Below are 26,759 nucleotides of genomic sequence, written 5' to 3' on the forward strand. Positions count from 1 at the left end.
CTGGAAAATGCGCCAGCCCAGCCTCAGCGCGTGCCGAAGATCGCCGATCCGACGCGCACGCTGGTGGCGCCGAAGCCGACAGCAATTTCATAGTCGCCGGACATGCCCATGGAGCATTTCTCGACGCCGGCTTCACGGGCGAGCTTTTCCAAAAGCGCGAAATGCGGGCCCGGGTTCTCGTCGAAAGGGGGAATGCACATAAGCCCCTCGATGGCCAGATCGTGCTCCTCTCGGCACCGCTTGACGAAAGCTACTGCCTCACGCGGGTCGATGCCCGCCTTCTGCTCTTCCAGACCCGTATTAACCTGGACATAAAGCCGCGGGCTCCGGCCCTGCTTCTTCATTTCGTCCGCCAGTGCGCGAGCGATCTTTTCGCGGTCGACCGTTTCGATCACGTCGAACAACGCCACGGCATCGGCGGCCTTGTTCGATTGCAGCGGGCCGATGAGGCGCAGCTCGATATCGGGGAAATCCGCCTGCATCGCAGGCCATTTGCCCTGCGCTTCCTGAACGCGGTTTTCGCCGAACACCCGCTGCCCTGCCTCGATCACAGGCCGGATTGCATCGGCGTCAAAGGTCTTGGAAACGGCCACCAGCGTTACCGAACCGGCGGGCCGGCCGGCGGCCGTTTCGGCCTTCGCGATTGCTTCCTTCACCGCACGCAGATTTTCGACGGCCTTGCTCATGATGCCCGTTCATTCCTCGCTTCTGGCCCAGACCGAGCGACAGGCGGGGCTTTCGCCGCCTGTCGCAAGAGTGCTTAGGAGTTGACGCTCCGGCGAAACCATGGTGAAGGTCCGCCGTCAAAGTTTCTGCTTCTTATCATGTGAAAATCCGGCCATGGCAACCGAACGTTACAACCCCCGCGTCTCCGAACCTCGCTGGCAAAAGGCCTGGGACGAAGCCAAGCTGTTCGAAGCCCGCAACGACGATGCGCGGCCGAAATATTATGTGCTTGAGATGTTCCCTTATCCGTCCGGGCGCATCCATATCGGCCACACGCGCAACTACACGATGGGCGACGTGGTGGCGCGCTACAAGCGGGCCAAGGGTTACAATGTGCTCCACCCGATGGGCTGGGATGCATTCGGCATGCCGGCCGAGAACGCGGCGATGCAGAACAAGGTGCATCCCAAGGAGTGGACCTACCAGAATATCGCGGTGATGCGCGACCAGCTGAAGACCTTCGGCCTGTCGCTCGACTGGAGCCGCGAATTCGCCACCTGCGACGTGGATTATTATCATCGCCAGCAGATGCTGTTCGTCGACTTTTTCGACAAGGGGCTGGTCGGCCGCAAGACCTCCAAGGTGAACTGGGACCCGGTCGACCAGACCGTGCTCGCCAACGAACAGGTGATCGACGGGCGCGGCTGGCGCTCGGGCGCGGAGGTGGAAAGCCGCGAACTGGCGCAATGGTTCTTCAAGATCACCGATTATGCCGAGGATCTGCTCGAAGCCATCGACGGTCTCGACCAGTGGCCGGAGAAGGTGCGCCTGATGCAGCGCAACTGGATTGGCCGCTCGGAAGGCATGCTGGTGCGCTGGGCGCTGGTTGCCGAAACCGCACCCGACGGGGCGAGCGAACTGGAAGTCTACACGACGCGGCCCGACACGCTGTTCGGTGCGTCCTTCATGGCGATTGCTGCCGACCATCCGCTTGCGAAGCAACTGGCCGAGACGAACGAAGCGCTCGCCAATTTCTGTGACGAGTGCCGGCGTATCGGTACCTCGGCGGCAGCGCTGGAGACCGCCGAGAAGAAGGGCTTCGATACGGGTCTGCGTGTGCGCCATCCGCTCGATCCGGAATGGACGCTGCCGGTCTATGTGGCCAATTTCGTGCTGATGGACTACGGCACGGGCGCGATTTTCGGCTGCCCTGCGGGCGATCAGCGCGACCTGGATTTCGCCAACAAATACGGTCTGCCGGTCATTCCTGTGGTAATGCCCGAGGGCGCGGATGCCGCGACCTTCCAGATCACCGAGGAAGCCTATGCCGATGACGGCGTGATGATCAATTCGCGCTTCCTGGACGGTATGACGCCGAAGGCAGCGTTCGATGAGGTGGCAAACCGCCTTTCCTCGATGGCCATCAACGGACGCCCGGTGGGCGAGCGCAAGGTGAATTTCCGCCTGCGCGACTGGGGTGTTTCGCGCCAGCGCTACTGGGGCTGTCCGATCCCGATGATCCATTGCGAGGCCTGCGGCATCGTTCCGGTACCCAAGGCGGACCTGCCGGTCAAGCTGCCGGACGATGTGGAGTTCGACCGTCCAGGCAACCCGCTCGACCGGCACCCCACATGGAAGCATGTGAAGTGCCCGAAATGCGGCTCCGACGCGCGCCGCGAGACGGACACGATGGATACGTTCGTGGATTCCTCCTGGTATTTCGCCCGTTTCACGGCCCCCTGGGAGAACAATCCGACCGACCCCAAGGCCGCCAATGAATGGCTGCCGGTGGACCAGTATATCGGCGGCATCGAGCATGCGATCCTGCATCTGCTCTATTCCCGCTTCTTCACCCGCGCCATGCGCGATACCGGGCATGTGGCCCTGGCCGAACCCTTCAAGGGCCTGTTCACGCAGGGCATGGTGGTTCACGAGACCTATCGCACGGCAGACGGGCGCTGGCTCGCGCCGGGCGAGATCCGCATCGAGGGTTCGGGCGATGCCCGCATCGCCACGGAGCTTGAATCCGGCAAGCCGGTGGCCATCGGTGCGCTGGAGAAGATGTCGAAATCCAAGAAGAACACGGTGAGCCCCGAGGACATCACCGAGTCCTTCGGCGCGGATACCGCCCGCTGGTTCATGCTGTCGGATTCGCCGCCCGAGCGCGATGTGGAATGGACCGACGATGGTGCGGCGGGCGCGCATCGCTTCGTCCAGCGCGTCTGGCGTCTGGTTGGGGAAGCCGCCGATCATATTCGCGGCGTGGCGCCTGAGGCTGCACACGAAGGTGCAGCACAGGCGACGTCAAAGGCCGCGCACAAGGCGCTGAAGGCCGTCGGCGAGGATATTGAACGCCTGGCTTTCAACCGCGCCATCGCGCGCATCCACGAACTGGTCAACGACCTGCAGGAGCCGGTTTCCGCGCTTGGCAAGGGGGCGGACGAGGGTGTGAACGAGCCTGCGCGCAAGGCTGCGCGCGAGGCGGTCGAGATTCTGATCCGCCTGGTCGCTCCTTTCATGCCGCACCTGGCGGAAGAGTGCTGGGTGGCCATGGGTGGAGAGGGGCTGGTGGCTGCCGGCGCCTGGCCTGAATTCGATCCCGCGCTTGTCGTCGACAATGAAATCGTGCTGCCGGTCCAGATCAACGGCAAGAAGCGCGGTGATTTGACAATTGCCCGCGACGCGGATCAATCTGCGGTCCAGGATGCGGTGCTGAAGCTCGATTTCGTGCAAAAAGCCTTGGACGGCGCGACGCCGCGCAAGGTCATCGTGGTTCCACAGCGTATCGTCAACCTGGTTGTGTGATTCGCTGCCGGTCTCTTACGAATTGGATTGCAAACAGGGGGTATCCTTGAACCCGACGTCTCGTGTCTCGCTTCTGGCCGGTCTGGCGCTCGCTCTCGCGGTGGCTTCCGGCTGCACGGTGCGCCCCCTTCTGGCAACGCCCGATGTGGCGCCGGGCAGCGCCGCCTCGACGCCGGCGCTTTCCTCGATTGCCATTTCGCCGGTCGACACGCGATATGGGCAGCAGGTTCGCAATCACCTGATCTTCCTTCTGAACGGTGGTGCCGGGCAACCCGCCAATGCGCGCTATACACTCGATCTGACAGTCACCCGCTCCACGTCCACCGCCGCACAAATCCAGGTCGGCACGGATAACGAGCCGACGGCTGCCACGCTCACCATGGTTGCAACCTATACGTTGAAAGACAGCGCTACAGCGCAGCCATTGGCTTCGGGAACGCGGCAGGTGACGTCCGCTTACGACGTTCCGCGGCAGGAATTTGCGGCGCTGCGCGCGGTTCGCAATGCCGAGGACCGTTCCGGGCGCGAACTGGCCGAATTGTTGCGCCTTGCACTGGGCCAGGACTTGGCGAAGGCCGGCGGGCGGCTTTAATATACTTGTCGGCAGCAATCCTTGCGGGAAGGAAATCTGCGGCCTGTTGCGTGGCGCGTCATTGCGGCGTCACACTCTTGGTCGAAACAGCCGCCTGAGGCTGGCGTTTGATTTCGAGTCCGCGCAGACGAAGCCGACCAGGAAGGGCGGGGGCAGAATGGCGGTTGATAGGGAAGCCACTATGCTTCAGGGAGCACATTGCCGATGGACCTGCACACTGCATTAACATCGGTTGCCGCAGTGCTTGGAAACCGGGTTCTGGGCCGCGAATTCTACGCGGCTGATACCCCGCACGTGGTCGATCAGCTTATCGCCGAGCGCACGACGCATCTTTCGCAGAGAGCGTTGTGGCCGCTCGCCCAGCCTTTTCTCTATCGCTTTTTTCACTATCGCCAGGCCGTTCGCATGGCCGACGAGGTTGGCGAATTATCGGGTTGGGACTCGTTCTCCTATATCAGCCGTCTGTTGTCTCTCGACGTGACATCACAGGGACTTGAGAACATTCCCGCAAAGGGCGGTTTCATTCTGGCGCCGAATCACCCGACCGGCATCGCCGACGGGATTGCCGTTTTCGATCTCATGAAAACGCTGCGCAAGGATCTGGCGATCTTCGCCAACCGCGATGCGCTTCGGGTCAATCCGCGGTTCCGCGATATCGTCATTCCCGTGGAATGGCGAGCGGCGGAAAAATCTCACGCAAAGAGCCGCGATACGCTGGAGATGACAGCCAAGGCCTTTTCAAACGGCAAAGCCGTCGTGCTGTTTCCGTCGGGGCGTATCGCCTACTGGAACAAGGACAAGCTGACGGAACGCCCCTGGCAGCCATCCGTGGTGGCGCTGGCGCGGCGCTATGAAGTGCCGGTCATCCCGGTCAATATCACGGCGCGCAATTCGGGATTGTTCTATCTTCTGTCACGCTATTCGACGGAATTGCGCGACATGACGCTGTTTCACGAGCTTCTGAACAAGAAGGGCCGGGCGATCAACATGATCATCGGCAAGCCCATCGAGCCGGACGCACTGGGAGGAGGGGAGCCGGCCGATGTGGCCGCGCGCCTTCAGGAGCACACAGTGCACCGGCTGCGCGAGGATGCCAGCGCAATGTTCGAAGGCTGACGGCTCGGCTACCTTGTCCAGATCATCCGGGCGGATGCTGTTGGGGGCTTGACCCGAGGATTCATGCCGGATCGCCGATGCAGTGCCGGCGATCCAACACATATGTCGTTTGCTCAGCCGATCTTCTGGCCGGTCTTCGCCCAGTCGGCGAGGAAGGCTTCGAGACCCTTGTCGGTCAGCGGGTGCTTGACCAGCGCCTTGAGAACGGACGGGGGAACCGTGGAAACGTCGGCGCCGATCAACGCGGCCTGCTTGACGTGGTTCACGGAGCGGATGGAGGCCGCGAGAATCTCGGTGCCGAAATCATAGTTGTCGTAGATGGTGCGGATTTCGGCGATCAGATCCATGCCGTCGATGCCCATGTCGTCGAGGCGGCCGATGAAGGGCGAGATGAAGGTGGCACCGGCCTTGGCGGCAAGCAGGGCCTGATTTGCCGAGAAGCAGAGCGTCACATTGACCAGACGGCCCGAGGAGGTGAGCGCCTTGCAGGCCTTGAGGCCATCCATGGTGAGCGGCACCTTGATGCAGATATTGTCGGCGATCTTCGACAGGACCTCCGCTTCCTTCATCATGCCGGCAAAGTCGGTCGCGGTGACTTCTGCCGAAACCGGTCCTTTGACCAGGTCGCAGATTTCCTTGGTCACTTCCAGGATGTCGCGGCCCGACTTCAGGATCAGCGACGGGTTGGTCGTGACGCCGTCGACGAGACCCGTTTCGCTCAGATCGCGAATTTCGTTCACATCGGCCGTATCGACGAAGAATTTCATGGCAAACTCCTTGGCAGGGAAACGCGGGGGAACTCATCCCCTCCATATGTTGGGTCTTTGCTCTAATGCAAGAACAGGGCAAGGTCACGCCCAATGAGAGAAGATTCGTCCGCAAAACGTGTCGTGCCCGTCATGGTGCCGATGCCGGCCGACCGGCCCTATTCCTATGCCGTTCCCGAAGGCGCGCGTGTCGTGCCGGGCTCCATCGTGCGTGTGCCGCTGGGTCCGCGCGAGGTGGCGGGCATCGTCTGGGACGGGCCGGGCGGTGAAGTGTCGGCAAAGAAGCTGCGGCCGATTTCCGAGGTGTTCGACTGTCCACCGGTCGGCGAGGAGGTGCGTCGGTTCGTGGACTGGGTGGCTGCCTACACGTTGTCGCCACCCGGCATGGTGGCGCGCATGCTGCTGCGCGCGCCGGCGGCCTTCGATCCGGAGCCTCCCATCGAGGGGATGCGGTTTGTCGACGGAGCGGGACCCGACCGCATGACGGCAGCGCGCGCGCGGGTTCTGGAAATGGCGCGTGACGGCCAGGCATGGACGCGGGCGGGGCTGGCCCATGCGGCAGGCGTTTCCGCAAGCGTTATCGAGGGATTGCGCGAGCAGGGTGTGTTCGAAACCGTCGCCATCCCGCCGCAACCGGTTGTGGCGCCGCCCGATCCGTCCTATGCCGGTGCGGAATTAACAGCGGACCAGGAGCGTGCGGCCGAGCGCCTGCGCGAAAAGGCCGGCGCGAACGCTTTCACCGTGACCCTGCTCGACGGCGTGACAGGCTCGGGCAAGACCGAAGTCTATTTCGAGGCGGTGGCGGCCGCGCTTGAGCGCGGCAAGCAGGTGTTGATCCTCATTCCCGAGATCGCGCTGACGCAAGCCTTTCTGGAGCGCTTCCAGGACCGCTTCGGGGCGAAACCCGGCGAATGGCATTCCGACCTTGCGCCGCGCAAGCGCGAGCGCGTCTGGCGGCAGGTGGCCGAGGGGCAGGTGCGGGTGGTGGCGGGCGCGCGCTCGGCACTTTTCCTGCCGTTTCGCGAGCTTGGGCTGATCGTCGTCGATGAAGAACATGACCCCGCCTACAAGCAGGAGGACCGGGTCTTCTACAATGCGCGCGACATGGCGGTGGTGCGCGGCCACATCGGCAATTTCCCGGTCGTGCTCGCCTCGGCCACACCATCGCTCGAAAGCCGGGTCAATGCCAACCAGGGGCGTTATGAGCGTATAGTGCTCTCGGCGCGTTTTGCGGATGCGGCCCTGCCGGACCTTGCCACCATCGACATGCGCAAGGCGCCGCCCGAGCGCGGCGGCTTTTTGTCGCCGGTGCTGATCGATCAAATGAAGAAGACGCTGGCGCGAAAGGAGCAGTCCCTGCTCTTCCTCAACCGGCGCGGCTATGCGCCGTTGACGCTTTGCCGGGTCTGCGGACATCGCTTCCAGTGTCCGGACTGTTCCAGCTGGCTGGTGGAGCACCGTTTTCGCGGGCAGCTCGTCTGCCATCATTGCGGCCACAACGAACCGCGCCCCGAAGCCTGCCCGGAATGCGGTGCGCTCGATCACCTCGTCGCCTGCGGGCCGGGGGTGGAGCGCATTGCGGAAGAGGTGGACCGGCATTTCCCGGACGCACGCACCATTGTCCTGTCGTCGGACATGCTGGGCGGGGTGAAGCGATTGCGGCTCGAGCTCGACGCCATCGCCAAGGGTGAGGCCGACATCATCGTCGGCACGCAGCTTGTCGCCAAGGGGCACAACTTTCCCGCCATGACGCTGGTCGGTGTGATCGATGCCGATCTGGGGCTTGCCAATGGCGATCCGAGAGCGGCAGAGCGCACCTTCCAGCTTCTCGCGCAGGTGACGGGACGCGCCGGCCGCTCGGGGCGGAAGAGCCTTGGCCTGTTGCAGACCTACCAACCGGACCATCCGGTGATGCGGGCGATCGTCACGGGAGACGCCGAAGCGTTTTATGAGCGCGAGATCGGCGAGCGCGAGCGTGCCGGCCTGCCGCCTTTCGGTCGGCTTGCCGGCATCATTGTCAGCGCTGCGACAAGGCAGGAAGCCGAAGGCCATGCCCGCGCCCTGCGCCGCGCCGCGCCGCGCTCCGACACGATAGACGTCCTGGGACCGGCGGAGGCGCCCCTGGCGCTGGTCGCGGGCCGTCATCGTTTCCGTCTTCTGGTGCAAGGCACGCGGCGCTGCGACCTGCAGGGTTATCTGCGGGCGCTGCTGACGGCAGGGCCGAGGCCGCGCGGCTCGATACGCGTCCAGGTGGATATCGATCCGCAGAGCTTCCTTTAAGATGCAAATCGGTGAATGATGGAGCGTGGAGCCTAAAGCGCCGAAAGGGGAGCGCATGATGGCGTTGAACGCAAAACGATTGTGGAAGGCAATGCTTCCCGCGATGCTGATGGCAGGTGCGGCATTCGCACAGGAGGATGCCCTGAGCATCGACGAAATCCATTGGCCGCAGATCGACAGCTACTGCACCTTTCTCAAAAAAGGGCAGGACTTCCACTTCGACGATCCGGATACATGGCGATTCGTCGCTTTCACCAACTTGCCGCGAGAGGCGGAGGCCGATCCGATGGAGCGCGTGTTCATGCGCATCAATGGCGATCTTCTCGAACTAGGGTTGGAGACACTGGAGAAGAGCAAGGGCGGAACGGAAATCCGTCTCTATAAAAGCCATGATGCGGACCCCTATGCCGTCACCTTCGAAATCGAGGAAGGCGAGCAGGGAAGCGAGTCCACCAATTATAGCGGTACGATCCGCGTGCAGCGTGGCGAACAGGAGGCGAGCGTCAACTTCGAGGGTGACTGCGGCGTATAGTTCAGGTTTGCCTCTGATTTGCGGGCCGTCTATCTATTTGGCGCGGCACGATTCGGGTGCCGGAACCGTGTATGAGGAAGCCTCTTCATGATTGAGTTTTACTGGCCGGGATCTTCAGGCGAGTGGCTGGCCTGGTCATCGGCGGCCGCGACTGGCCTGATCGGCTTTTTCGTCATGTTCATGCCCCGCCTGGCGCTCCGGCTGTTCGGCTTGCAGGCGAAGAACGAGCGTAGCGAAGTTCTGGTCATGCCGCGCTCGGTCATCGGCGGCTTCTATGTCGGCTTTGCCATGGCTGCGCTGTCGATGGCGCAGCCGTTCATCTATCTGACGCTCGGAGCTTCCTGGGCACTGGCCTTCTTCGGCTGCATCATCTCAATGCTTTCCGATGGCGCGCGTGCACTCTACAGCTGGATTTTCCTGCTGCTTTCGGCGGTGCTGGCCACCCTTCCTCTGGCCTTTGTGCTCGGATTCATTCCCTGACGGTATCAAAATACGTCAAAAGTGCGACAAAACCTCCCCTTCTGCGAGGGCTATGCGTGTTGCGACTCTTGGAAGCCTGTGATAGACGGCAATCGGCTTCCAGCAGGTGGGCGCTGATGGTGTCTGTCTGCGAGGGGAAAATTTCAATCAGGTCAAGGATTTAGCCAGAGCTAAAAGCTCCAGCTGAAAATTTTGTGGCCTTCATGCGTGAGAGAAGACCATCCCGTGGCACAATCTGGCTCGATTATCTCCGGAATGGCAGGGCGATACGCAGGCTCTCTTTTCGAGCTTGCGAAGGAAGCCAAGGCGATTTCCACAGTTGAGGCCGATCTCGGCCGTTTCGAGAAAATCCTCTCCGAGAGCGCCGATCTGCAGCGCCTCGTCGAGAGCCCGGTTTTCTCCGCCGACGATCAGTTCAAGGCCATCGGCGCCGTTCTCGACAAGGCCAAGATCGGCGGCCTTGTCGGCAATTTCCTGCGCGTCGTCGCGAAGAATCGGCGTTTGTTCGCCGTTCCGCAGATGATCCGCGCCTTCCGTCTCATCGCTGCAGAAGATCGCGGCGAGGTCTCGGCAGAAGTTACCTCGGCGCACGCTCTCAGCGCGGCCCAGGAAAAGGAACTCGCAGCCACGCTCAAGGACGTGGCCGGCAAGGACGTTGCGGTCAATCTCACGGTTGACCCCTCCATTCTCGGCGGGCTTGTGGTCAAGATCGGCTCTCGCCAGATCGACACTTCGCTCAAAACCAAACTCAATTCGCTCAAGCTTGCACTGAAAGAGGTCGGCTGATGGACATCCGCGCGGCGGAAATTTCCGCAATCCTGAAGGATCAGATTAAGAACTTCGGCAAGGAAGCCGAAGTTTCAGAAGTTGGCCAGGTGCTCTCCGTGGGCGACGGCATCGCCCGTGTCTACGGCCTCGACAATGTTCAGGCCGGTGAGATGGTCGAGTTCCCCGGCGGCATCCGCGGCATGGCTCTGAACCTTGAAGTCGACAATGTCGGCGTCGTTATCTTCGGTAGCGACCGCGACATCAAGGAAGGCGACACGGTGAAGCGCACGGGCGCCATCGTGGACGTTCCGGTCGGCCCAGAGCTTCTTGGCCGCGTGGTCGACGCCCTCGGCAATCCGATCGACGGAAAGGGTCCCATCAAGGCGAAAGAGCGTCGCCGCGTCGACGTGAAGGCGCCGGGCATCATTCCCCGCAAGTCGGTGCATGAGCCGATGTCAACGGGCCTCAAGGCCATCGACGCCCTGATCCCGATCGGCCGTGGTCAGCGCGAGCTCGTCATCGGCGACCGCCAGACCGGCAAGACCGCCATCATTCTCGACACGTTCCTGAACCAGAAGCCGCTCAATGACGGCGACGACGAGAGCGCCAAGCTCTATTGCGTCTACGTGGCTGTCGGCCAGAAGCGCTCCACCGTCGCGCAGCTGGTGAAGGTTCTCGAGGAGCGCGGCGCGCTCGAATATTCGATCATCGTCGCCGCAACCGCGTCCGATGCCGCTCCCATGCAGTTCCTGGCTCCGTTCGCCGGTTGCGCGATGGGCGAGTATTTCCGCGACAACGGCAAGCATGCCGTGATCGCCTATGACGATCTGTCCAAGCAGGCCGTCGCCTATCGTCAGATGTCGCTTCTGCTGCGCCGCCCGCCGGGCCGCGAAGCTTATCCGGGCGACGTGTTCTACCTGCACTCCCGTCTGCTCGAGCGTGCGGCCAAGATGAACGACGAGATGGGCTCTGGTTCGCTCACCGCTCTGCCGGTCATCGAGACGCAGGCCAACGACGTGTCGGCCTACATCCCGACCAACGTGATCTCGATCACCGACGGCCAGATTTTCCTTGAGACCAACCTGTTCTTCCAGGGTATCCGCCCGGCTGTGAACGTGGGTCTGTCGGTGTCGCGCGTCGGCTCCGCCGCCCAGATCAAGGCGATGAAGCAGGTTGCCGGCTCGATCAAGGGCGAGCTCGCCCAGTACCGCGAAATGGCGGCCTTTGCGCAGTTCGGCTCGGATCTCGATGCCGCTACGCAGCGCCTGCTCAATCGCGGTGCCCGCCTGACGGAGCTTCTGAAGCAGCCGCAGTTCTCGCCGCTCAAGACGGAAGAACAGGTTGCCGTGATCTTCGCCGGCGTCAACGGCTATCTCGACAAGCTGTCGCTCAAGGACGTCACCCGTTTCGAACAGGGGCTGCTTTCGCACCTGCGCGCCGACGGCAAGGCCGTTCTTGAAGGTATCCGCAAGGAAAAGGCGCTTTCCGACGATCTGCGCGAGAAGCTCAAGGCCCAGATCGACGCATTCGCCAAGAACTTTGTCTAAGGCCGATCGAGCATGGCTTCCCTAAAGGACCTTCGCAACCGGATCGCCTCCGTCAAGGCGACGCAGAAAATCACCAAGGCGATGCAGATGGTCGCCGCGGCGAAACTGAAGCGCGCCCAGGAAGCGGCGGAAGCCGCGCGCCCCTATGCCGAGCGCATGGGGGCCGTTCTGGCGAACATCGCTGCGGCGGTCTCGGGCAATGACGCCCCGCCGCTGATGGCGGGAACCGGTAAGGACGAGACGCATCTTCTGGTCGTCTGCACGGCCGAGCGCGGCCTTTGCGGCGGCTTCAACAGCCAGATCGCAAAGCTTGCCCGCGAGCACATCCGTTCGTTGCTCGGCCAGGGCAAGACAGTCAAGGTGCTGTGCGTCGGCAAGAAGGGCTATGATGTCCTGCGCCGCGATTTCGCGCAGAACATCATCGACCGTGTCGACCTGCGCGACGTCAAGAAAATCGGCTTCGAGAACGCCAATGAGATCGCCCGCCGGGTGATCGGCATGTTCGACAAGGGCGAATTCGACGTCTGCACCCTGTTCTACTCCGAGTTCCAGACGGTCATGTCGCAGATTCCGACCGCGCAGCAGATCATTCCGGCCTCCGTGCCGGCTGCGAGCGATGCGGCGGATGCAAGCGGCGCCGATGCGGTCTACGAATACGAGCCGGACGCTGCCGCGATCCTGACCGATCTCATCCCGCGGAATATCGCGGTGCAGATCTTCCGTGCGCTGCTTGAAAACGCAGCGGGCGAGATGGGCGCCAAGATGACCGCCATGGACAGCGCGACGCGCAACGCGGGCGAGATGATCGACAAGCTGTCGATCACCTATAACCGCCAGCGCCAGGCGCAGATCACCAAGGAACTCATCGAAATCATTTCGGGCGCGGAAGCGCTCTAAACCTGGACTCGCAATTCCGGATGGAAAGCCGGTCTCCACTTTCCTGGAATTGCCTAACGGACCGAAGAGGTTAAACGAACATGGCCAAAGCAGCGACCCCGAAGGCGGCGCCCGCGACCGCCGCCAAGAAGGCGGCCCCGGCGCGCAAGACGGCTTCCACCCGGTCGGCATCGACCACGTCCACCCGGTCGGCATCGACCGGCAGTGCGGCGAAGAAGGCAACCGGCGCTGCCGGTACCATCCGTCAGGTTATCGGCGCCGTCGTCGACGTGCAGTTCGAAGATCATCTGCCGGCGATCCTGAACGCTCTTGAGACCGAGAACCAGGGCAACCGCCTCGTGTTCGAGGTTGCCCAGCATCTCGGCGAGAATACCGTTCGCTGCATCGCCATGGACTCGACCGAAGGTCTCGTTCGCGGCATGGCCGTTCGCGACATGGGCGCTCCGATTTCGGTGCCGGTGGGCGACGCCACGCTCGGTCGCATCATGAACGTTGTGGGCGAAGCGATCGACGAAGCCGGTCCGGTCAAGGGTGACGGCACCCGCGCCATTCACCAGCCTGCTCCCGAATATGTCGACCAGTCGACGGAAGCCGAGATTCTCGTCACGGGCATCAAGGTCGTCGACCTGCTCGCGCCTTACGCAAAGGGCGGCAAGATCGGCCTGTTCGGCGGCGCCGGCGTGGGCAAGACGGTTCTCATCCAGGAGCTGATCAACAACGTCGCGAAGGCGCATGGCGGTTACTCCGTGTTCGCCGGCGTGGGTGAGCGTACCCGCGAAGGCAACGACCTCTATCACGAGATGATCGAGTCGGGTGTGAACAAGGACCCGGCGAAGAACGACGGCTCCACCGAAGGTTCCAAGTGCGCCCTCGTGTTCGGCCAGATGAACGAGCCGCCCGGCGCTCGCGCCCGCGTTGCTCTGACCGGCCTGACGGTCGCCGAGCACTTCCGCGACCAGGGCCAGGACGTGCTGTTCTTCGTGGACAACATCTTCCGCTTCACGCAGGCAGGTTCCGAGGTGTCGGCTCTTCTCGGCCGCATTCCCTCCGCCGTGGGTTATCAGCCGACGCTTGCCACCGACATGGGCGCCCTGCAGGAGCGCATCACCACGACCACCAAGGGCTCGATCACCTCGGTGCAGGCCATTTACGTGCCCGCCGACGATCTGACCGACCCGGCGCCGGCCACTTCGTTCGCCCACCTGGACGCGACGACCGTGTTGAACCGCGCCATCTCGGAAAAGGGTATCTACCCGGCCGTGGATCCGCTCGACTCCACCTCGCGCATGCTCGACCCGATGATCGTCGGCGAGGAGCACTATCAGGTGGCTCGTCAGGTGCAGGAAATCCTCCAGCGCTACAAGTCGCTGCAGGACATCATCGCCATTCTCGGCATGGACGAGCTTTCCGAAGAGGACAAGCTCACGGTTGCCCGCGCCCGCAAGATCGAGCGCTTCCTGTCGCAGCCGTTCCACGTGGCTGAAGTGTTCACCGGCGCGCCGGGCCTGTTCGTCGAGCTGGAAGACACCATCCGCTCGTTCAAGGGCCTTTGCGACGGCGAATACGATCACCTGCCGGAAGCTGCCTTCTACATGGTCGGCACCATCGAGCAGGCCGTCGAGAAGGCACAGAAGCTCGCTGCTGAAGCGGCCTGATCCGAAGCGAATAGGGAGTAGTGGACAGGAATTGCGGTGATGCCGGATACGAAGTCTCCTTCGTCGCAGGCAATTCGCTGTCCGCTGGTTAAACATGGCTGACGCTTTCAAGTTCGATCTGGTCTCGCCCGAGCGGCTCCTCGTCTCGCAGGAAGTCGAATCGGTTGTCATCCCCGGCACCGAGGGTGAGCTGACCGTGATGGCCAATCACGCTCCGACGATGACCAGCGTCAAGCCGGGCGTCCTGACGGTGAAGGCTGCCGGTGGCGGTACCGAACGCTATGTGGTGTTCGGTGGCTTCGCGGACATCCTGCCGGAAGGTTGCACGGTCCTGGCTGAATCGGCTGTACATGTCGATGACATCAATCGCGAGGACCTTGCGCGCCGCATTCAGGATGCGCGCGAGGACGTGGCCGATGCCGAGGATCATGAGACCCGGCTACGGGCTGAAGATTTCCTCCACCAGCTGACCACGCTGGAAGGCGCGATCATTCCGGCCTGATTTTCAGAGACAGTGTCGGGGGACACTTAGAGCGGATCGGCGTTTCATTCTATCTCTTTATTTTCTGCATTCATGCGGGTGTCTGGCGGCACCGCCTGACTGCAAAATCCTGCAAGCCGGGCCAATGGCCCGGCTTTTCTGTTTCAAAGCCGGATGATTTCTTGAGAGATTTCGCTCGTAAAGGTGCCGGGGCTTGAACCGCCCTTAAGGCATGACCATATCGGGGCTGAGTTCAACAAACCGAAAGGAGGTGGTCCAATGTCGAGTGATTTCCGTTCCAGCGCGGTTTCGACGGATTGCCTTCACGGAGAGCAGTCTCTCCGCTGAAGGCACGAAGCGCGGCCTGCCTTTGCCTGTAAGGTCGGTCAGAGCCGTGCGGGAACATGAAAACACGGGGCCGCTTCTTCGGAAGCGGCCTTTTGTTTGGCGTCGACGCCTCTCAACAGCCGATTTCCGCCCGGATTTCATCGACGAGCTTCTTGTTGGGGCAGACATTCTCACAAGGGATGCCGTCTTTGTCGGCATCGGCCCTGCTGTAGCCCTCGCGCCACATGATGACCGCTTCCCGGCAGGAGCTGACCGTCTTGCAGGTGCGCCGAGCCTGCGCAATGACAAGGGACTGACCGACGTTTGCGTCACGCGCAATGCCATTGTCAGCGCCAAACAGAGCCAGGCCCGCAATAAAGATGAAAAATCCCCTGCCCATTGGATACCCCTATCCAGGGGGTATTATGGGCGAGGGTAATTAGCCGTGCAACTCCTGGGCGGCGCTCAGCAGTAAAGCGATATCCGCCGGCCGCCGCCATAGGCTGCGACCAGCCTTGTTTCCAGAAGCCTCCTGCCTATGTCCAGGCCATCCGACGTGCGGACATCGGCCAGCACACGACCATAATATTTGCCGCCGCTGATGGCGCTGATCGATACCTCGCCTGCTTCCAGCAGGGAGGTGAGTGCATCCCTTGCTTTGCGGGCGGCATTTCGTTCAGCAGGGCATTTGCTTCGCATTTCGGGAGCATCTATTCCGCGCAGACGCACGCTCACCTGTATATGCTGACCCGGCCACATATGCGCTTCAGCCACGAACGTGTCGCCGTCGATCACGCGAAGAACCCGCACCTGCACAGGGCCGGAAACGATATCACGACGGCCTGCCTCGACCGGCGTCGGGATTTGCAGAAGACTGAATAGAGCAATGAAGGCACAACGGATCATTAGAGGAATATATTCCTCTAATGAGACCAAGGCAAGCGATCAAGGTTTGTGAGGCGGCGGGAATGCCTGATGTCGGCGTGCAAGCGGAAGAACGCAAAGGTGAGACGGTGCAGCGTTTTCGTAAAACGGAGAGAGCCGCTGAACAGAACCGTCGGGCGCTTCAGAAATCCGTCGCGATGCCCTTCACTTCCCAATCGCCATAGCGTGCGGGGTCATGGCCGCCCCGGCCGCCGAGTTCCTTCGGGTTTGCATCGGCCTGGCGCTTGTAGTCTTCGCGTCGCGCCTCCGCTTCTGCAAGCGCGCGCCTTGCGGCAGCCGAAAGTGTCTTCGCCGGGGCAGGGGATGAAGCAGCGGATGCGGGATTTTCCGTGTCTTCGCTCACGATCGATCTTCCTTCCGAAACAGGAATATTGAATACACGCAGCGCGTTACCCATCATATAATCGATTGGTCGCGCGCTTGAAGACGCGATGACGCGGAATTTTGGAGCCCGTTACGACAATGAACATGATACGCACAGCGATGCTTCTGGCCCTGATGACGGCCCTGTTCATGGGGGTGGGCTATCTGATCGGCGGTACCGGCGGCATGATGATCGCCTTCTTCATTGCCGCCGCGATGAATCTTTTCAGCTATTGGAACGCCGACAAGATGGTGCTGAGAATGCACCATGCTGTCGAGATCGACGAGCGGACCGCACCGGAATATTTCGGCATCGTGCGGGATCTCGCCGCGCGCGCCGGCTTGCCCATGCCGCGTGTCTATCTGATCCAGAACGACCAGCCGAATGCGTTCGCGACGGGCCGCAATCCGCAGAATGCTGCCGTGGCGGCCACGACCGGCCTTTTGCAGCGTCTTTCCTATGAGGAGGTCGCGGGCGTGATGGCGCATGAACTCGCGCATGTTCAGAACCGCGATACCCTCACGATGACGATCACGGCAACGCTCGCCGGCGCGATCTCGATGCTTGGCAATTTCGCCTTCTTCCTCGGCGGCAACCGCGACAACAACAATCCATTCGGCTTCATCGGCGTGCTGGTGGCCATCATCGTTGCGCCGTTCGCCGCCATGATGGTGCAGATGGCGATCAGCCGCACCCGTGAATATTCGGCCGACCGGCGTGGTGCGGAAATTTGCGGCAATCCGCTGTGGCTCGCCTCCGCGCTGAAGAAAATCGCCGCCCGCGCGCATGAGATCGTCAATCCGGATGCGGAGCGCAATCCCGCCACGGCGCATCTCTTCATCATCAATCCGCTCTCCGGCGAGAGAATGGACAATCTCTTTTCGACCCATCCCAACACGGAAAACCGCGTTGCGGCGCTTGAAGCCATGGCCCAGCATATGAGCGCCGCAGCCCCTCGCTCCACACCGCGGCAAGCGCCCGAAGCAAGGGCGGACGAGGCCGCGGGACCCTGGGGCGCACGACCGGCCGAGCCTCGACGGGAACCTTCCAAGAAAGCCAGTGAGCCGCGTTGGGGGCGGGATGCGGGCGACGGGTCGAAAGGCCCTTGGTCGTGAGCCGCTCCGCGCGACGGCCGGACGTTCACAAACACAGCGCAGCAGAACAGGAGCCGGAAAAACCTGGCCTGGCTGCTCGTCGTGTCGCCGCGAAGCTCCTCGCTGCCGTGGTCGATGCGAAGGCATCCCTCGACGGATTGACCGATCCGGCGCATGGACAACCGAATTTCCGCGCGCTCGAGCCGCGTGACCGGGCGCTGGTCCGGGCAATCCTCATGAGTGCGCTCAGGCACCGGGCGACCGTCGAGGCGTTGCTGGCAAAGCGGCTGGAGCGCCCATTGCCGGCCAATGCGCGTGCCCTGTCGCACACCTTGCATGTGGCGGCAGCGCAGATCCTCTTTCTCGACGTGCCTGACAGCGCTGCCGTCGACCTTGCCGTCGCGCAGGCCAAAAGCGATCCGCGCCTGTCTCGTTTCGCAGGGCTGGTGAATGGTGTCTTGCGCAATCTCATCCGCGTCAAGGCGCGGGCGCTGCCAGCCGCTCTCGCGCAGACGCGGGAAGCGCCCGATTGGTTTGCCGAGCGGCTCGAGGCGGCTTATGGCGCGGAGAAGACGGCAGCAATCCTTGCCATGCACAGGCTTGAGCCGCCGGTGGACTTTACCGTCAAGAATGATCCCGAGCGTTGGGCGGAGGCTTTTGGCGGTTTTGTTCTGCCGACCGGCTCCGTACGGGTCTCGAAGCTTGAACATTCGGTCGATCAATTGCCCGGCTTCGCAGAGGGCGAATGGTGGGTGCAGGATATGGCTGCCAGCCTTCCCGCACGGCTGTTTGGCGATGTGAAGGGCAAAAGAGTTGCCGATCTTTGTGCCGCACCCGGCGGCAAGACCGCGCAGCTGGCGCATGCGGGTGCGCTGGTGACGGCGGCCGATCTCTCCGCGAGCCGGCTGAGGCGTTTGCGCCAAAATCTCGACCGTCTGGGATTGTCTGCCGAGGTGGTGGAGACGGACATTCGCAAGTTTGAACCGGACCAGCCCTTCGATGCGGTGTTGCTCGATGCGCCTTGTTCCTCCACGGGCACAGTGCGGCGGCATCCGGATGTGCCCTGGACCAAATCGCCTGAAGACATCGACAAGCTCGCAGCTCTGCAACGTTCCCTGCTCGACCATGCGGTCAAGCTGGTGAAGCCCGGCGGATGCATCGTCTTTTCCAACTGCTCGCTCGATCCGGCGGAGGGGGAGGCCATGCTCTCCGGCTTTCTGGCGCAGACACCGGAGGTGATGCTCGATCCCGTCGGGTCCGACGAAATCCCCGGTATCGCACCCTTCATCACAAAAGAGGGAATGCTGCGGACCACGCCGGCGGACCGCTTCGGTGAAGGCGAGGAAATGCGGGGGCTCGATGGATTCTTTGCCGCACGGCTTGTTCGCAAAAGCTGAGTTGCCGGCTGCGTTTGTCGGGCTTGTTTTCAAGCCGCTGTTTGAGATAATATTTCGACTTCGCACAAGCCTTTGAATCAACTAGACTCTCGCGCGGCCTGAAAGCATGCGGCACGGGGGCTTTTTCACCGTTGGCCAGAGTGCGAGGGCGCCAAGCGGTGGCATGGCCGGCTTTCGCGAGGGTCGTTCATGTATCGGTATTGGAAGAAGATCGCTGCCTGTGGACACAGTGAGGGGGCATTCCCCCTATCAGCTATGGGGACTTGTCACGCGGCAGGCCTGGACGCGCCTGCGGCGGCGCTTGCGCGCGGGTCCGTCCTATCGCTGGCGTTATTCCGGCCGCACGCCTGAACGTGTGCTCATCGCGCCGCCGGATCTGCGTCTTGCGGATCCTCAGGTGGCGCGCGACATCTATCATGGGCAATTCCTGCTTGCCGGACAGCTTGTCGAAACGCGCGGACAGTCGCCATTCCTCGTGCCGGTGCAGAATCGCGCCTGGCAGGAGTCCCTGCACGGTTTCCGATGGCTGAGGCACATGCGCGCCGCCGACAGCGAGCTCGCGGCGGCCAATGCGCGTGCCCTGGTCGAAGACTGGATATCGCTTCATGGCAAGCGTATCGCCGGGCTGCCCTGGGACCCTGCCGTCACGGCGCGTCGCATTATCTCATGGCTGCAGCATTCCTCCGTCGTGCTGCAAGGGGCCGAACTCTCCTTCTACCGTCAGTTTCTCAAGCTCATTGCGGTGCAGATGCGCTATCTGCGCAGCGTTGCGTCGGAAATGCCGGATGGCGAGGAAAGGCTGCGCGCTCGCGTTGCACTCGCTTTCTGCGCGCTTTCTCTGCCCGCACCCGCGGCAGCGCTCAAGGCGGCCAGCCGCAACCTCGTTTATGAGCTGGAGCGGCAGATTCTGCCGGATGGCGGGCATGTCTCGCGCAATCCCCGTGCGGTTCTGGAGCTTCTTGCCGATCTTCTTCCGTTACGACACACCTATGCCAACCAGGCGGAGCAACCGCCGCAGGCGTTGATCGACGCGGTGGAGCGCATGCTTCCGGCATTGCGCTTCTTCCGCCACCGCGATGGCAGCATCGCGCGCTTCAATGGTATGGGGATCACCTTGCACGACCGTGTGGCGGCGATCCTGCGATATGACGACACCGGTGGCGCGCCGCTTCTCCATGCGCCGCACTCGGGCTATGAGCGCCTGGCGCTCGGTTCCACTACAGTGATCGCCGATACGGCGCCGCCGCCGCCGAACGATCTTTCACATTTCGCGCATGCGGGGTGCCTCTCCTTCGAGATGTCGTCCGGGCGGCACCAGTTCATCGTCAACAGCGGGGTGGACTGTTTCGGGGATGACAGTTTCCGTCCACTGGCGCGCACGACAGCCGCGCATTCCACGATGACACTCAACGACACGTCGCAGGCGCGTTTCAGCTTGTCGCCGCAATGGAGCGACCTGATCGGCACGCCTCTTCTTTCCGGACCGCGCAAGGTGGAGTGCCAGCGCGACGATGGCGATGGCGAACATCGTTTCGCGGCGAGCCATGATGGTTATGTGGCGCGGTTCGGACTGATGCATCAACGCCGTCTCAGCCTCTCTGCGGGAGGAAACCTTCTGGAGGGCATGGACAGTATTCGCAAACCCGACGGAACGCGGACACTCGCCGAGGGCAAGGACATGGCGGCGCTGCGCTTTCATGTGCATCCCGACATCGACATCTACCGCGACCCCGAAGGCCGGTTGATCCTGACGGGAGAAGCGACGGACACCTGGCTGTTCACTTCGGACGATGTGGAGCCGGTGGTGGAAGAATCCATTTTCTTCGCGGGACTGGGCGGCCCCCGCAAGAGCCGGCAGATCGTTCTTTATGCCGATCCGGCACAGTATCCCGATATACGATGGCGGCTGCGCCGGACCCACGCCATCAACGGTGAAGGTTGAGCGCCTCTCCTCGGCCAGTGGCAGACAGGCGCTCGTCCTGGCAATGATGGGCGGTCAGGTCACCGACTGAAAGCGTACTTCGCTGCCGTGCAGAAAACAGCTTCTGTCGAAGAGCCTGAGATCGAGCGGATTTGGCAATCGCACATCATCCAGCCCCGGACATGCCCGCCTGGACGGGTCGTAGCTGCGATCGATCTGGGTGATGAAGACGAAGGTCACCCCGCGTTCGCGGGCGAAGGACCGTAATGCCGTGACCTGGCTCATGAGGTCGGGGTTTTCCCGTTTCTGGTCGAGCAGTTGCAGATAGTCGATTACGGCGATTGTTCCCCGAGGGACATCGGCGAGCGCGGCAATGATATGTTCCGCATTGATGGTGTCGGACGTATCGAGGGTGAGAAGCTCCTTGAAAGGGGCTAGGTCTATGTCCAGTGCCCGGAAGCGGGCGAGCACGTCGGAACCGGAATATTCCAGCGTGAAGAAAAAGGCCCTGTTGCCTGCCTTCATGGATTGAACCGCAAGTTCCAGGCTCATCAGGGTCTTGCCCTGCCCCGGGCGCGCACCCAGGAGAAGAAGATCGCCGGGAACGAGCCGGGAGAAGAGCTTTTGTGCGGGCGAGACAGTGGCGGCCTTCTGCGCGAGAAGGCTCCAGCGGGCAAAACCCTCTTCGCGGGCAATGCGGTCAAGCGCCCCGGAGAGCGGGAGCTTGTCCTTTCGGGCAAGGTCTCTGGCACGGCGTTTAAGGTGATAGACGGGCGCGGACAGTTTCATCGGCAAACCTCCTGTGGCGGGCGAATGCCGCAACCCCTCCTCATGCGTTCCTGCCCGGACAGTCGGTTCGGTTTTTCGAATGCGCCCTGCATGCCTTTTGCTTTCCCAGTGGAGGGGGGAGACGCGGGCCGCGCCAGAATCGAAAGGATAGACGAATTCCGCCAGCCCATAAAGCAAACCGCCCGCGAATTTCTTCGCGGGCGGTCGATCTTCAATCGCAGCGCAGCTGGCGCCGGATACGGGTCAGTTCGCCTTGGGCAGCGCGTAGGCGATGATGTAATCGCCACGGTCCGGCGATTGGCGTGCTCCGCCTGCCGAAACGATGATGAACTGCCGTCCGGTCTCCGGCGATACGTAGGTCATCGGAGTGGCCTGCGCACCCACGGGGAGGCGGCCCTTCCAGAGTTCCTCGCCCGTGCGGGAATCGAAGGCGCGCAGGTAATAGTCCTGCGTACCCGCATAGAAGACGAGGCCGCCGGCGGTCGTCATCGGTCCGCCCAGCGAGGGCATGCCGATGGGGATCTGCAGACCGGTCTTCATGCCGAGCGGGCCGGTGTCCTGCAGCGTGCCGGCGGGAACCTGCCAGGCGATCTGGCGCGACTTCAGGTCAATGCCGGTGATCGTGCCGTAAGGCGGCTGGTGGCAGGGAACGCCGAGCGGGGACATGAAGCCGTTCTTCCAGGCCGCGTAGGGCGTGCCCTTCTGTGTGGAAAGGCCGTCATGGGCGGCCGAGCCGCCGCGTGCTTCCACCTGGTCCTGAGGGATGAGCTGGATGAACTGCGGCATGCGGATGTCGTTGACGATCAGCATGTCGTTGTCCTCGTCCACCGAAGCGGAACCCCAGTTCATGCCGCCGTAGTAGCCGGGGAAGATCAGGCTCTTGTCGGTTCCAGGAGGCGTGAACTCGCCCTCATAGCGCATCTTCTTGAATTCGATGCGGCAATAGAGCTGATCATAGGGCGTGGCGCCCCACATGCGGGTTTCGGTGAAAGGCTCGGTGCCGATGGCCGGCATGCCGACCGAGTATGGCTGGGTGGGTGCAACGAAGTCTTCCGGTACACCGCCATCCTGCGGGACCGGTTTTTCCTCGACTTCGGCGATCGGTGTTCCGTCGCGGCGGTCCAGCACGAAGATCTGGCCACGCTTGGTAACCTGGATCAAAGCGGGAATGCGACCGCCCTTGCCGTCGGGCACATCATAAAGCGCCGGTTGCGAAGGAACGTCATAGTCCCAGATATCGTGATGAACGGTCTGGAATTTCCAGCGCTCGCGGCCCGTCTCGATATCGAGCGCGACCACGGCGGCGCTGTATTCTTCCGCCGCCTTCGAGCGGTGTGCGCCGAAGAAGTCGGGTGTCGCATTGCCCGTAGGCAGATAGACGAGGCCGAGGTCCGCATCGAAGGCGGGCGTCGACCAGACATTCGGCGTGCCGCGTGTGTAGCTTTCGCCGGCGGGCGGGAGCTTGGTGATCGATGGATTGCCGAGGTCCCAGGCCCAGACCAGTTCACCGGTGACGGCGCTGAATGCGCGAACGGCGCCGGAAGGCTCACCCGTCTCGACATTGTCCCAGACCCAGCCACCGATCATGACCAGATCGCGCATCACGGTGGGGGCGGAGGTCTGGAAGTAGAAACCGTCCTTCACCTCGCCCATGCCCTGTTTCAGGTCCACCGTTCCGTTGTCGCCGAAATCGGGGCAGGGTTCGCCGGTCCTGGCATCGATCTCGATCAGGCGGGCATCGATCGTGGTCATCACGATGCGCTGCGCGCAGACGGATGCCTCAGCCGTTTGCGCCGGTGCGGCGGGGATGGCAGGTGCTGTGGCCTCGGGAGCGGCAGTTTCGCCCGCGTCTTGCGCGGGGGCAGCCGTCTGCGGTGCGGGGGCCGCTGCCGCAAGAGCATCGGCCGTGGATTCGTAGTAACTCACGCCCCGGCAGCGTTGCCACAAGGGAGCGCTGGCCTTGGGATCAAAGGTCCAGCGAGGTTCGCCGTTTTCTGCGTTCAGTGCGTGCACGATGTTGTGCGGCGAGCAGGTGTAGACCGTGTCGCCGACCTGAAGGGGCGTGTTCTGGTCCTGCGCCATGGCATCGGGCGCATCTCCGGTGCGGAAGGTCCAGGCGACTTCCAGGTCCTTCACGTTGTCCGCGTTGATCTGGTCGATGGGAGCGAAACGCGTGCCGCGAGAGGTGCGGCCATAGGCGCGCCAGTCTGTATCGTCGGAAGCCGTAAGGCCAGCCGGCGGCACGGTGTCGCTGGCAATCTCGTTGCGGATCAGGCCATGCGGCTTGAAGGCATAGAAACCGGTTGCAGCCAGACCGGCGACCAGAAGTGCTGCAACGGCAAAGGGAAGTCCCTTTGACGTTTTGCCCCGGCCGGCAAAAAGCGGAACACAAAGTGCCACGACAACGGCGATGACCGTGGGGGCAACGAGGCGGGGAACGAGCGGCCAGAACGAAAGGCCGGCTTCCCACAGCGCCCAGGCGATGGTTGCCAGATAAATGAGCGCATAAAGCCAGACGCCGGCGCTGCGGCGCATGAAAAAGAGAATGCCCGTCAGCACAAGGCCGATGCCGGCAAGAACGTAATACCAGGAGCCGCCGAGGCCGGCGAGCTCGACACCGCCCCACACAAGGGGCAAGCCGATCAAGGCAATGATCACGCCGACGACGGGCAGCAACCATCCGGCCTTCCGCGTCGGTGTCGTATTGCTAGACATGAGAAATTCCTCGTTGGTGCTTTTCGCCGGATCCTGTTTCAGGGAACCGCGCGACAGGCTGTTGCTTTCCCGCGCAAGGGGATATGAAATCCTCCATGGGAGAAGTCGATTTCGCGGGGAACGGGATCAAGCGGGCTGATCAATATGGCGAGGCTGACCGCTCGGCGCGACAATTCGATTGCATATTAATAGATAATATATGAACAATAATCAATGTCACACAGCGAGTACGAAGGCCGGGCGCGTCTCGGACAACGCATCCAGAATGTGAGCCGGCTTTGGCGCAGGGCCGCCAATCAGCGTCTTGACGATTACGGGGTGTCGCATGCAACGGCGGCGCCGCTGCTTGCTCTCTGGCGGATGGGCGGTGAGGCCCGGCAGGGCGTCGTGGCGGAAATGGCGGGGCTTGAAGGCCCTTCCATGGTACGGCTTGTCGATGTGCTTCTTGCCGAAGGGCTCGTTACACGGCGCGAGGATCCAAGTGACCGCCGCGCCAAGATACTTCAGCTTACGGCACGGGGCGAAGCCCGCATGGAGCGCATCATGGCCGTGCTTGATGATCTGCGCGAGGAGCTGCTTGCAGGCATCGAGGAAAGCGAACTGGCAAGGGCTTCTGCTGTTCTGGAGCAGCTGGAGGCCACCCTGGAACATATCTGAGACTTTGCGGGCAGAATGCGCGGAAAAGCCCGGCAAAATGGCCTGCGGAAGTGCTGCGCGCTTGATTTGCCGGACGCCTGCCGGTACCTCCCCTCCATTCCTTCCTGAAGCCGGAGCCGCCAGCCATGTCTGTTGCCGCGAAAAACATTCCCGCCCCCGATCTCGTTCCCGTCAAGCGCGCCCTCCTGTCGGTTTCCGACAAGACCGGCATTGTCGATTTTGCCCGTGCTCTCGTTGCGCGGGGCGTCGAGATCGTGTCGACCGGGGGAACCTCTGCGGCTCTTTCCAAGGAAGGTATTCCGGTTCGCGACGTGTCGGAACTGACGGGCTTTCCCGAAATCATGGATGGCCGCGTCAAGACGCTGCATCCGGGTGTGCATGGCGGTCTTTTGGGCATTCGCGACGATGCAGACCATGCGCGCGCGATGAAGGAACATGACATTGCGCCGATCGACCTTCTGGTGATCAATCTCTATCCGTTCGAGGAAGTCCGTTTCGGCGGCGGCGATTATGCGACCACGGTCGAGAATATCGATATCGGCGGTCCGGCCATGCTGCGCGCGGCGGCCAAGAACCACGCCTATCTGGCCGTAGTGACAGAACCCGCCGATTATGCGGGTATTCTGGAAGCGCTTTCCGAGAACGACGGAAATCTACCCTATCGCCTTCGTCAGGAGCTGGCGGCGAAGGCCTTCGCGCGCACCGCCGCATACGATGCCGCGATCTCCGGCTGGTTCGCCGAGACGCTTCAGGTCGAAAGCCCGGCTTTCCGCGCCGTGGGCGGCAAGCTCAAGGAAGTGATGCGTTATGGCGAGAACCCGCATCAGAAGGCGGGCTTCTATGTGACCGGAGAAGCGCGGCCTGGCGTTGCCACGGCGACCCAACTTCAAGGCAAGCAGCTTTCCTACAACAACATCAACGATACGGATGCCGCCTTTGAGCTGGTGTCCGAGTTCGCACCGGAGCGCTCTGCCGCCGTCGCCATCATCAAGCATGCCAATCCCTGCGGTGTTGCCGAAGGCGGAAGCTTGCGCGAGGCGTATGAGAAGGCTTTGGCCTGCGATCCGGTTTCGGCCTTTGGCGGCATCGTGGCGCTGAACCGTGCCCTGGACGCGGAGGCCGCCGAAGAGATCGTGAAGATCTTTACCGAGGTCATCATCGCGCCGGAAGCGAGCGCGGAAGCCCGCGCCATCGTTGCCAGCAAGAAGAATCTGCGCCTTCTGGTGACGGGCGGCCTTGCTGATCCGCGCGCGCCGGGCCTTTTCGTGAAAAGCGTTGCGGGTGGCCTCCTGATGCAGTCGCGCGACAATGGCGTGGTGGACGATCTCGATCTCAAGGTGGTGACGAAGCGTGCGCCGACGGAAAAGGAAATGGCCGACCTGATCTTCGCCTTCCGCGTGGCCAAGCATGTGAAATCGAACGCCATCGTCTATGCGCGGAACGGCGCGACCGTTGGGGTGGGCGCGGGCCAGATGAGCCGTGTCGATTCAGCCCGCATCGCCGCCCGCAAGGCGGAAGACGCCGCACAGGCCGGCGGTTACGCCGAGCCGCTGACGAAAGGATCGGTGGTTGCGTCTGATGCCTTCTTCCCCTTCGCAGATGGTCTTCTTTCGGCGGTGGAAGCTGGCGCCACGGCGGTCATCCAGCCGGGCGGTTCGATGCGCGACGAGGAAGTCATTGCCGCGGCGGATGAGCATGGCATCGCCATGGTGATGACCGGCATGCGCCATTTCCGTCACTGACAAACAATTGTCATTGTTTTAACCGCTCCGTTTTCCCGGAAAGGAAAGCGGGGCGGTTTTCATTTTTCGTGTGTGTTTGGCCGTTTGCTCCCTGTTGACAGTGACAGGCAAAGCTGACCGAATATTCGCGAGCGGTTTCCCGTTCTGATCGAACTCATGACCCGCTCTCTACTTTTTTGACCCCGTTACTGATCCGCCATGGCAGGCAATGCCGCCTGTCTG

At 62.4% G+C, this 26,759-nt stretch carries 23 protein-coding genes; 16 read left to right on the top strand and 7 right to left on the bottom strand.

Annotated features, from left to right (window positions below; genetic code table 11):
* Nucleotides 1-23: 23 nt before the first annotated feature.
* Nucleotides 24-686 (bottom strand): YggS family pyridoxal phosphate-dependent enzyme, encoded by a 663-nt coding sequence (locus NA8A_RS12585; protein WP_009450684.1) that lies wholly within the window; start codon nt 684-686, stop codon nt 24-26.
* A gap of 154 nt (nt 687-840) precedes the next feature.
* On the opposite strand from NA8A_RS12585, the gene leuS reads away from it, so the two are divergent.
* The 3 genes from leuS to NA8A_RS12600 all read left to right on the top strand — a co-directional run bounded on the left by leuS (nt 841) and on the right by NA8A_RS12600 (nt 5,179).
* Complete coding sequence (leuS, locus tag NA8A_RS12590) at nt 841-3,471, top strand: leucine--tRNA ligase (protein ID WP_009450685.1); 2,631 nt, start codon at nt 841-843, stop codon at nt 3,469-3,471.
* A 46-nt stretch (nt 3,472-3,517) separates the two neighbouring features.
* Complete coding sequence (locus NA8A_RS12595) at nt 3,518-4,063, top strand: LPS assembly lipoprotein LptE (RefSeq protein ID WP_009450686.1); 546 nt, start codon at nt 3,518-3,520, stop codon at nt 4,061-4,063.
* A gap of 204 nt (nt 4,064-4,267) precedes the next feature.
* Nucleotides 4,268-5,179: a 1-acyl-sn-glycerol-3-phosphate acyltransferase gene (locus tag NA8A_RS12600; RefSeq protein WP_009450687.1), complete on the top strand. Its 912-nt coding sequence runs from the start codon at nt 4,268-4,270 to the stop codon at nt 5,177-5,179.
* A gap of 113 nt (nt 5,180-5,292) precedes the next feature.
* On the opposite strand, the gene fsa is transcribed toward NA8A_RS12600, so the two are convergent.
* The gene (gene fsa, locus NA8A_RS12605) at nt 5,293-5,946 is read right to left on the bottom strand and encodes a fructose-6-phosphate aldolase (RefSeq protein ID WP_009450688.1); all 654 of its coding nucleotides are present in this window, start codon (nt 5,944-5,946) and stop codon (nt 5,293-5,295) included.
* A 93-nt stretch (nt 5,947-6,039) separates the two neighbouring features.
* Here fsa and NA8A_RS12610 point away from each other — a divergent pair, with 93 nt between their 5' ends.
* From NA8A_RS12610 to NA8A_RS12645, 8 genes are all read left to right on the top strand, one after another.
* A complete protein-coding gene (locus tag NA8A_RS12610) occupies nt 6,040-8,226 on the top strand; it encodes a primosomal protein N' (protein ID WP_009450689.1) in 2,187 nt (728 codons plus the stop codon).
* 55 nt (nt 8,227-8,281) lie between these two features.
* Nucleotides 8,282-8,758 carry a hypothetical protein gene (locus NA8A_RS12615; RefSeq protein WP_143087985.1) on the top strand — a complete coding sequence of 159 codons (477 nt, stop codon included), beginning with the start codon at nt 8,282-8,284 and terminating at the stop codon, nt 8,756-8,758.
* An 87-nt stretch (nt 8,759-8,845) separates the two neighbouring features.
* Nucleotides 8,846-9,238 (top strand): AGROH133_08824 family phage infection protein, encoded by a 393-nt coding sequence (locus NA8A_RS12620; RefSeq protein WP_009450691.1) that lies wholly within the window; start codon nt 8,846-8,848, stop codon nt 9,236-9,238.
* Between the two features lie 255 nt (nt 9,239-9,493).
* Nucleotides 9,494-10,024, top strand: coding sequence for a F0F1 ATP synthase subunit delta (locus NA8A_RS12625; RefSeq protein ID WP_375295341.1), 531 nt, complete (start codon nt 9,494-9,496; stop codon nt 10,022-10,024).
* Nucleotides 10,024-11,553: a F0F1 ATP synthase subunit alpha gene (gene atpA / locus NA8A_RS12630; protein WP_009450694.1), complete on the top strand. Its 1,530-nt coding sequence runs from the start codon at nt 10,024-10,026 to the stop codon at nt 11,551-11,553. Before NA8A_RS12625 ends, atpA begins: the two co-directional genes overlap by 1 nt.
* Before the next feature lie 12 nt (nt 11,554-11,565).
* Nucleotides 11,566-12,450 carry a F0F1 ATP synthase subunit gamma gene (locus NA8A_RS12635; RefSeq protein WP_009450695.1) on the top strand — a complete coding sequence of 295 codons (885 nt, stop codon included), beginning with the start codon at nt 11,566-11,568 and terminating at the stop codon, nt 12,448-12,450.
* Nucleotides 12,451-12,530: 80 nt separating this feature from the next.
* Nucleotides 12,531-14,105, top strand: coding sequence for a F0F1 ATP synthase subunit beta (gene atpD / locus NA8A_RS12640; protein ID WP_009450696.1), 1,575 nt, complete (start codon nt 12,531-12,533; stop codon nt 14,103-14,105).
* A gap of 94 nt (nt 14,106-14,199) precedes the next feature.
* A complete protein-coding gene (locus NA8A_RS12645; RefSeq protein WP_009450697.1) occupies nt 14,200-14,607 on the top strand; it encodes a F0F1 ATP synthase subunit epsilon in 408 nt (135 codons plus the stop codon).
* 439 nt (nt 14,608-15,046) lie between these two features.
* Here the strand turns inward: NA8A_RS12645 and NA8A_RS12650 are convergent, their stop codons facing one another.
* The 3 genes from NA8A_RS12650 to NA8A_RS12660 form a co-directional block, all read right to left on the bottom strand.
* Nucleotides 15,047-15,313, bottom strand: a complete 267-nt coding sequence (locus tag NA8A_RS12650; RefSeq protein ID WP_009450698.1) for an excalibur calcium-binding domain-containing protein — start codon at nt 15,311-15,313, stop codon at nt 15,047-15,049.
* Nucleotides 15,314-15,378: 65 nt separating this feature from the next.
* Nucleotides 15,379-15,819 carry a thermonuclease family protein gene (locus NA8A_RS12655; RefSeq protein ID WP_009450699.1) on the bottom strand — a complete coding sequence of 147 codons (441 nt, stop codon included), beginning with the start codon at nt 15,817-15,819 and terminating at the stop codon, nt 15,379-15,381.
* Nucleotides 15,820-15,979: 160 nt separating this feature from the next.
* Nucleotides 15,980-16,258, bottom strand: a complete 279-nt coding sequence (locus tag NA8A_RS12660; RefSeq protein ID WP_009450700.1) for a DUF1674 domain-containing protein — start codon at nt 16,256-16,258, stop codon at nt 15,980-15,982.
* 62 nt (nt 16,259-16,320) lie between these two features.
* On the opposite strand from NA8A_RS12660, the gene htpX reads away from it, so the two are divergent.
* From htpX to NA8A_RS12675, 3 genes are all read left to right on the top strand, one after another.
* Entirely contained in the window at nt 16,321-17,337 is a 1,017-nt protein-coding gene (gene htpX, locus NA8A_RS12665) for a zinc metalloprotease HtpX (protein WP_009450701.1), read from the top strand.
* Nucleotides 17,328-18,713 (top strand): RsmB/NOP family class I SAM-dependent RNA methyltransferase, encoded by a 1,386-nt coding sequence (locus NA8A_RS12670; RefSeq protein ID WP_009450703.1) that lies wholly within the window; start codon nt 17,328-17,330, stop codon nt 18,711-18,713. The genes htpX and NA8A_RS12670 overlap by 10 nt, the downstream gene beginning before the upstream one ends.
* Nucleotides 18,714-18,933: 220 nt before the next feature.
* Nucleotides 18,934-20,655 carry a heparinase II/III family protein gene (locus NA8A_RS12675; RefSeq protein WP_009450704.1) on the top strand — a complete coding sequence of 574 codons (1,722 nt, stop codon included), beginning with the start codon at nt 18,934-18,936 and terminating at the stop codon, nt 20,653-20,655.
* A gap of 54 nt (nt 20,656-20,709) precedes the next feature.
* Here NA8A_RS12675 and NA8A_RS12680 read toward each other — a convergent pair whose 3' ends face one another.
* Nucleotides 20,710-21,423, bottom strand: a complete 714-nt coding sequence (locus NA8A_RS12680) for a DNA helicase (protein ID WP_040672578.1) — start codon at nt 21,421-21,423, stop codon at nt 20,710-20,712.
* Nucleotides 21,424-21,666: 243 nt separating this feature from the next.
* Nucleotides 21,667-24,138 (bottom strand): membrane-bound PQQ-dependent dehydrogenase, glucose/quinate/shikimate family, encoded by a 2,472-nt coding sequence (locus NA8A_RS12685; RefSeq protein ID WP_051018006.1) that lies wholly within the window; start codon nt 24,136-24,138, stop codon nt 21,667-21,669.
* A 213-nt stretch (nt 24,139-24,351) separates the two neighbouring features.
* On the opposite strand from NA8A_RS12685, the gene NA8A_RS12690 reads away from it, so the two are divergent.
* Together NA8A_RS12690 and purH are read left to right on the top strand one after the other, a co-directional pair.
* Nucleotides 24,352-24,795 (top strand): MarR family winged helix-turn-helix transcriptional regulator, encoded by a 444-nt coding sequence (locus tag NA8A_RS12690; protein ID WP_009450707.1) that lies wholly within the window; start codon nt 24,352-24,354, stop codon nt 24,793-24,795.
* Between the two features lie 125 nt (nt 24,796-24,920).
* Nucleotides 24,921-26,537: a bifunctional phosphoribosylaminoimidazolecarboxamide formyltransferase/IMP cyclohydrolase gene (gene purH / locus NA8A_RS12695; protein ID WP_009450708.1), complete on the top strand. Its 1,617-nt coding sequence runs from the start codon at nt 24,921-24,923 to the stop codon at nt 26,535-26,537.
* Nucleotides 26,538-26,759 lie beyond the last annotated feature (222 nt).

Origin of the sequence: Nitratireductor indicus C115 (assembly GCF_000300515.1) — a bacterium.
GTDB classification, from domain to species: Bacteria; Pseudomonadota; Alphaproteobacteria; order Rhizobiales; family Rhizobiaceae; genus Nitratireductor; species Nitratireductor indicus.

Bases quoted from the DNA above. Each gene is read 5' to 3' on its own strand.
- NA8A_RS12585 (WP_009450684.1), bottom strand. From the start codon at position 686: ATGAGCAAGGCCGTCGAAAATCTGCGTGCGGTGAAGGAAGCAATCGCG.
- leuS (WP_009450685.1), top strand. From the start codon at position 841: ATGGCAACCGAACGTTACAACCCCCGCGTCTCCGAACCTCGCTGGCAA.
- NA8A_RS12600 (WP_009450687.1), top strand. From the start codon at position 4,268: ATGGACCTGCACACTGCATTAACATCGGTTGCCGCAGTGCTTGGAAAC.
- fsa (WP_009450688.1), bottom strand. From the start codon at position 5,946: ATGAAATTCTTCGTCGATACGGCCGATGTGAACGAAATTCGCGATCTG.
- NA8A_RS12610 (WP_009450689.1), top strand. From the start codon at position 6,040: ATGAGAGAAGATTCGTCCGCAAAACGTGTCGTGCCCGTCATGGTGCCG.
- NA8A_RS12615 (WP_143087985.1), top strand. From the start codon at position 8,282: ATGATGGCGTTGAACGCAAAACGATTGTGGAAGGCAATGCTTCCCGCG.
- NA8A_RS12620 (WP_009450691.1), top strand. From the start codon at position 8,846: ATGATTGAGTTTTACTGGCCGGGATCTTCAGGCGAGTGGCTGGCCTGG.
- NA8A_RS12625 (WP_375295341.1), top strand. From the start codon at position 9,494: ATGGCAGGGCGATACGCAGGCTCTCTTTTCGAGCTTGCGAAGGAAGCC.
- atpA (WP_009450694.1), top strand. From the start codon at position 10,024: ATGGACATCCGCGCGGCGGAAATTTCCGCAATCCTGAAGGATCAGATT.
- NA8A_RS12635 (WP_009450695.1), top strand. From the start codon at position 11,566: ATGGCTTCCCTAAAGGACCTTCGCAACCGGATCGCCTCCGTCAAGGCG.
- atpD (WP_009450696.1), top strand. From the start codon at position 12,531: ATGGCCAAAGCAGCGACCCCGAAGGCGGCGCCCGCGACCGCCGCCAAG.
- NA8A_RS12645 (WP_009450697.1), top strand. From the start codon at position 14,200: ATGGCTGACGCTTTCAAGTTCGATCTGGTCTCGCCCGAGCGGCTCCTC.
- NA8A_RS12650 (WP_009450698.1), bottom strand. From the start codon at position 15,313: ATGGGCAGGGGATTTTTCATCTTTATTGCGGGCCTGGCTCTGTTTGGC.
- NA8A_RS12655 (WP_009450699.1), bottom strand. From the start codon at position 15,819: ATGATCCGTTGTGCCTTCATTGCTCTATTCAGTCTTCTGCAAATCCCG.
- NA8A_RS12660 (WP_009450700.1), bottom strand. From the start codon at position 16,258: ATGATGGGTAACGCGCTGCGTGTATTCAATATTCCTGTTTCGGAAGGA.
- htpX (WP_009450701.1), top strand. From the start codon at position 16,321: ATGAACATGATACGCACAGCGATGCTTCTGGCCCTGATGACGGCCCTG.
- NA8A_RS12680 (WP_040672578.1), bottom strand. From the start codon at position 21,423: ATGAAACTGTCCGCGCCCGTCTATCACCTTAAACGCCGTGCCAGAGAC.
- NA8A_RS12685 (WP_051018006.1), bottom strand. From the start codon at position 24,138: ATGTCTAGCAATACGACACCGACGCGGAAGGCCGGATGGTTGCTGCCC.
- NA8A_RS12690 (WP_009450707.1), top strand. From the start codon at position 24,352: ATGTCACACAGCGAGTACGAAGGCCGGGCGCGTCTCGGACAACGCATC.
- purH (WP_009450708.1), top strand. From the start codon at position 24,921: ATGTCTGTTGCCGCGAAAAACATTCCCGCCCCCGATCTCGTTCCCGTC.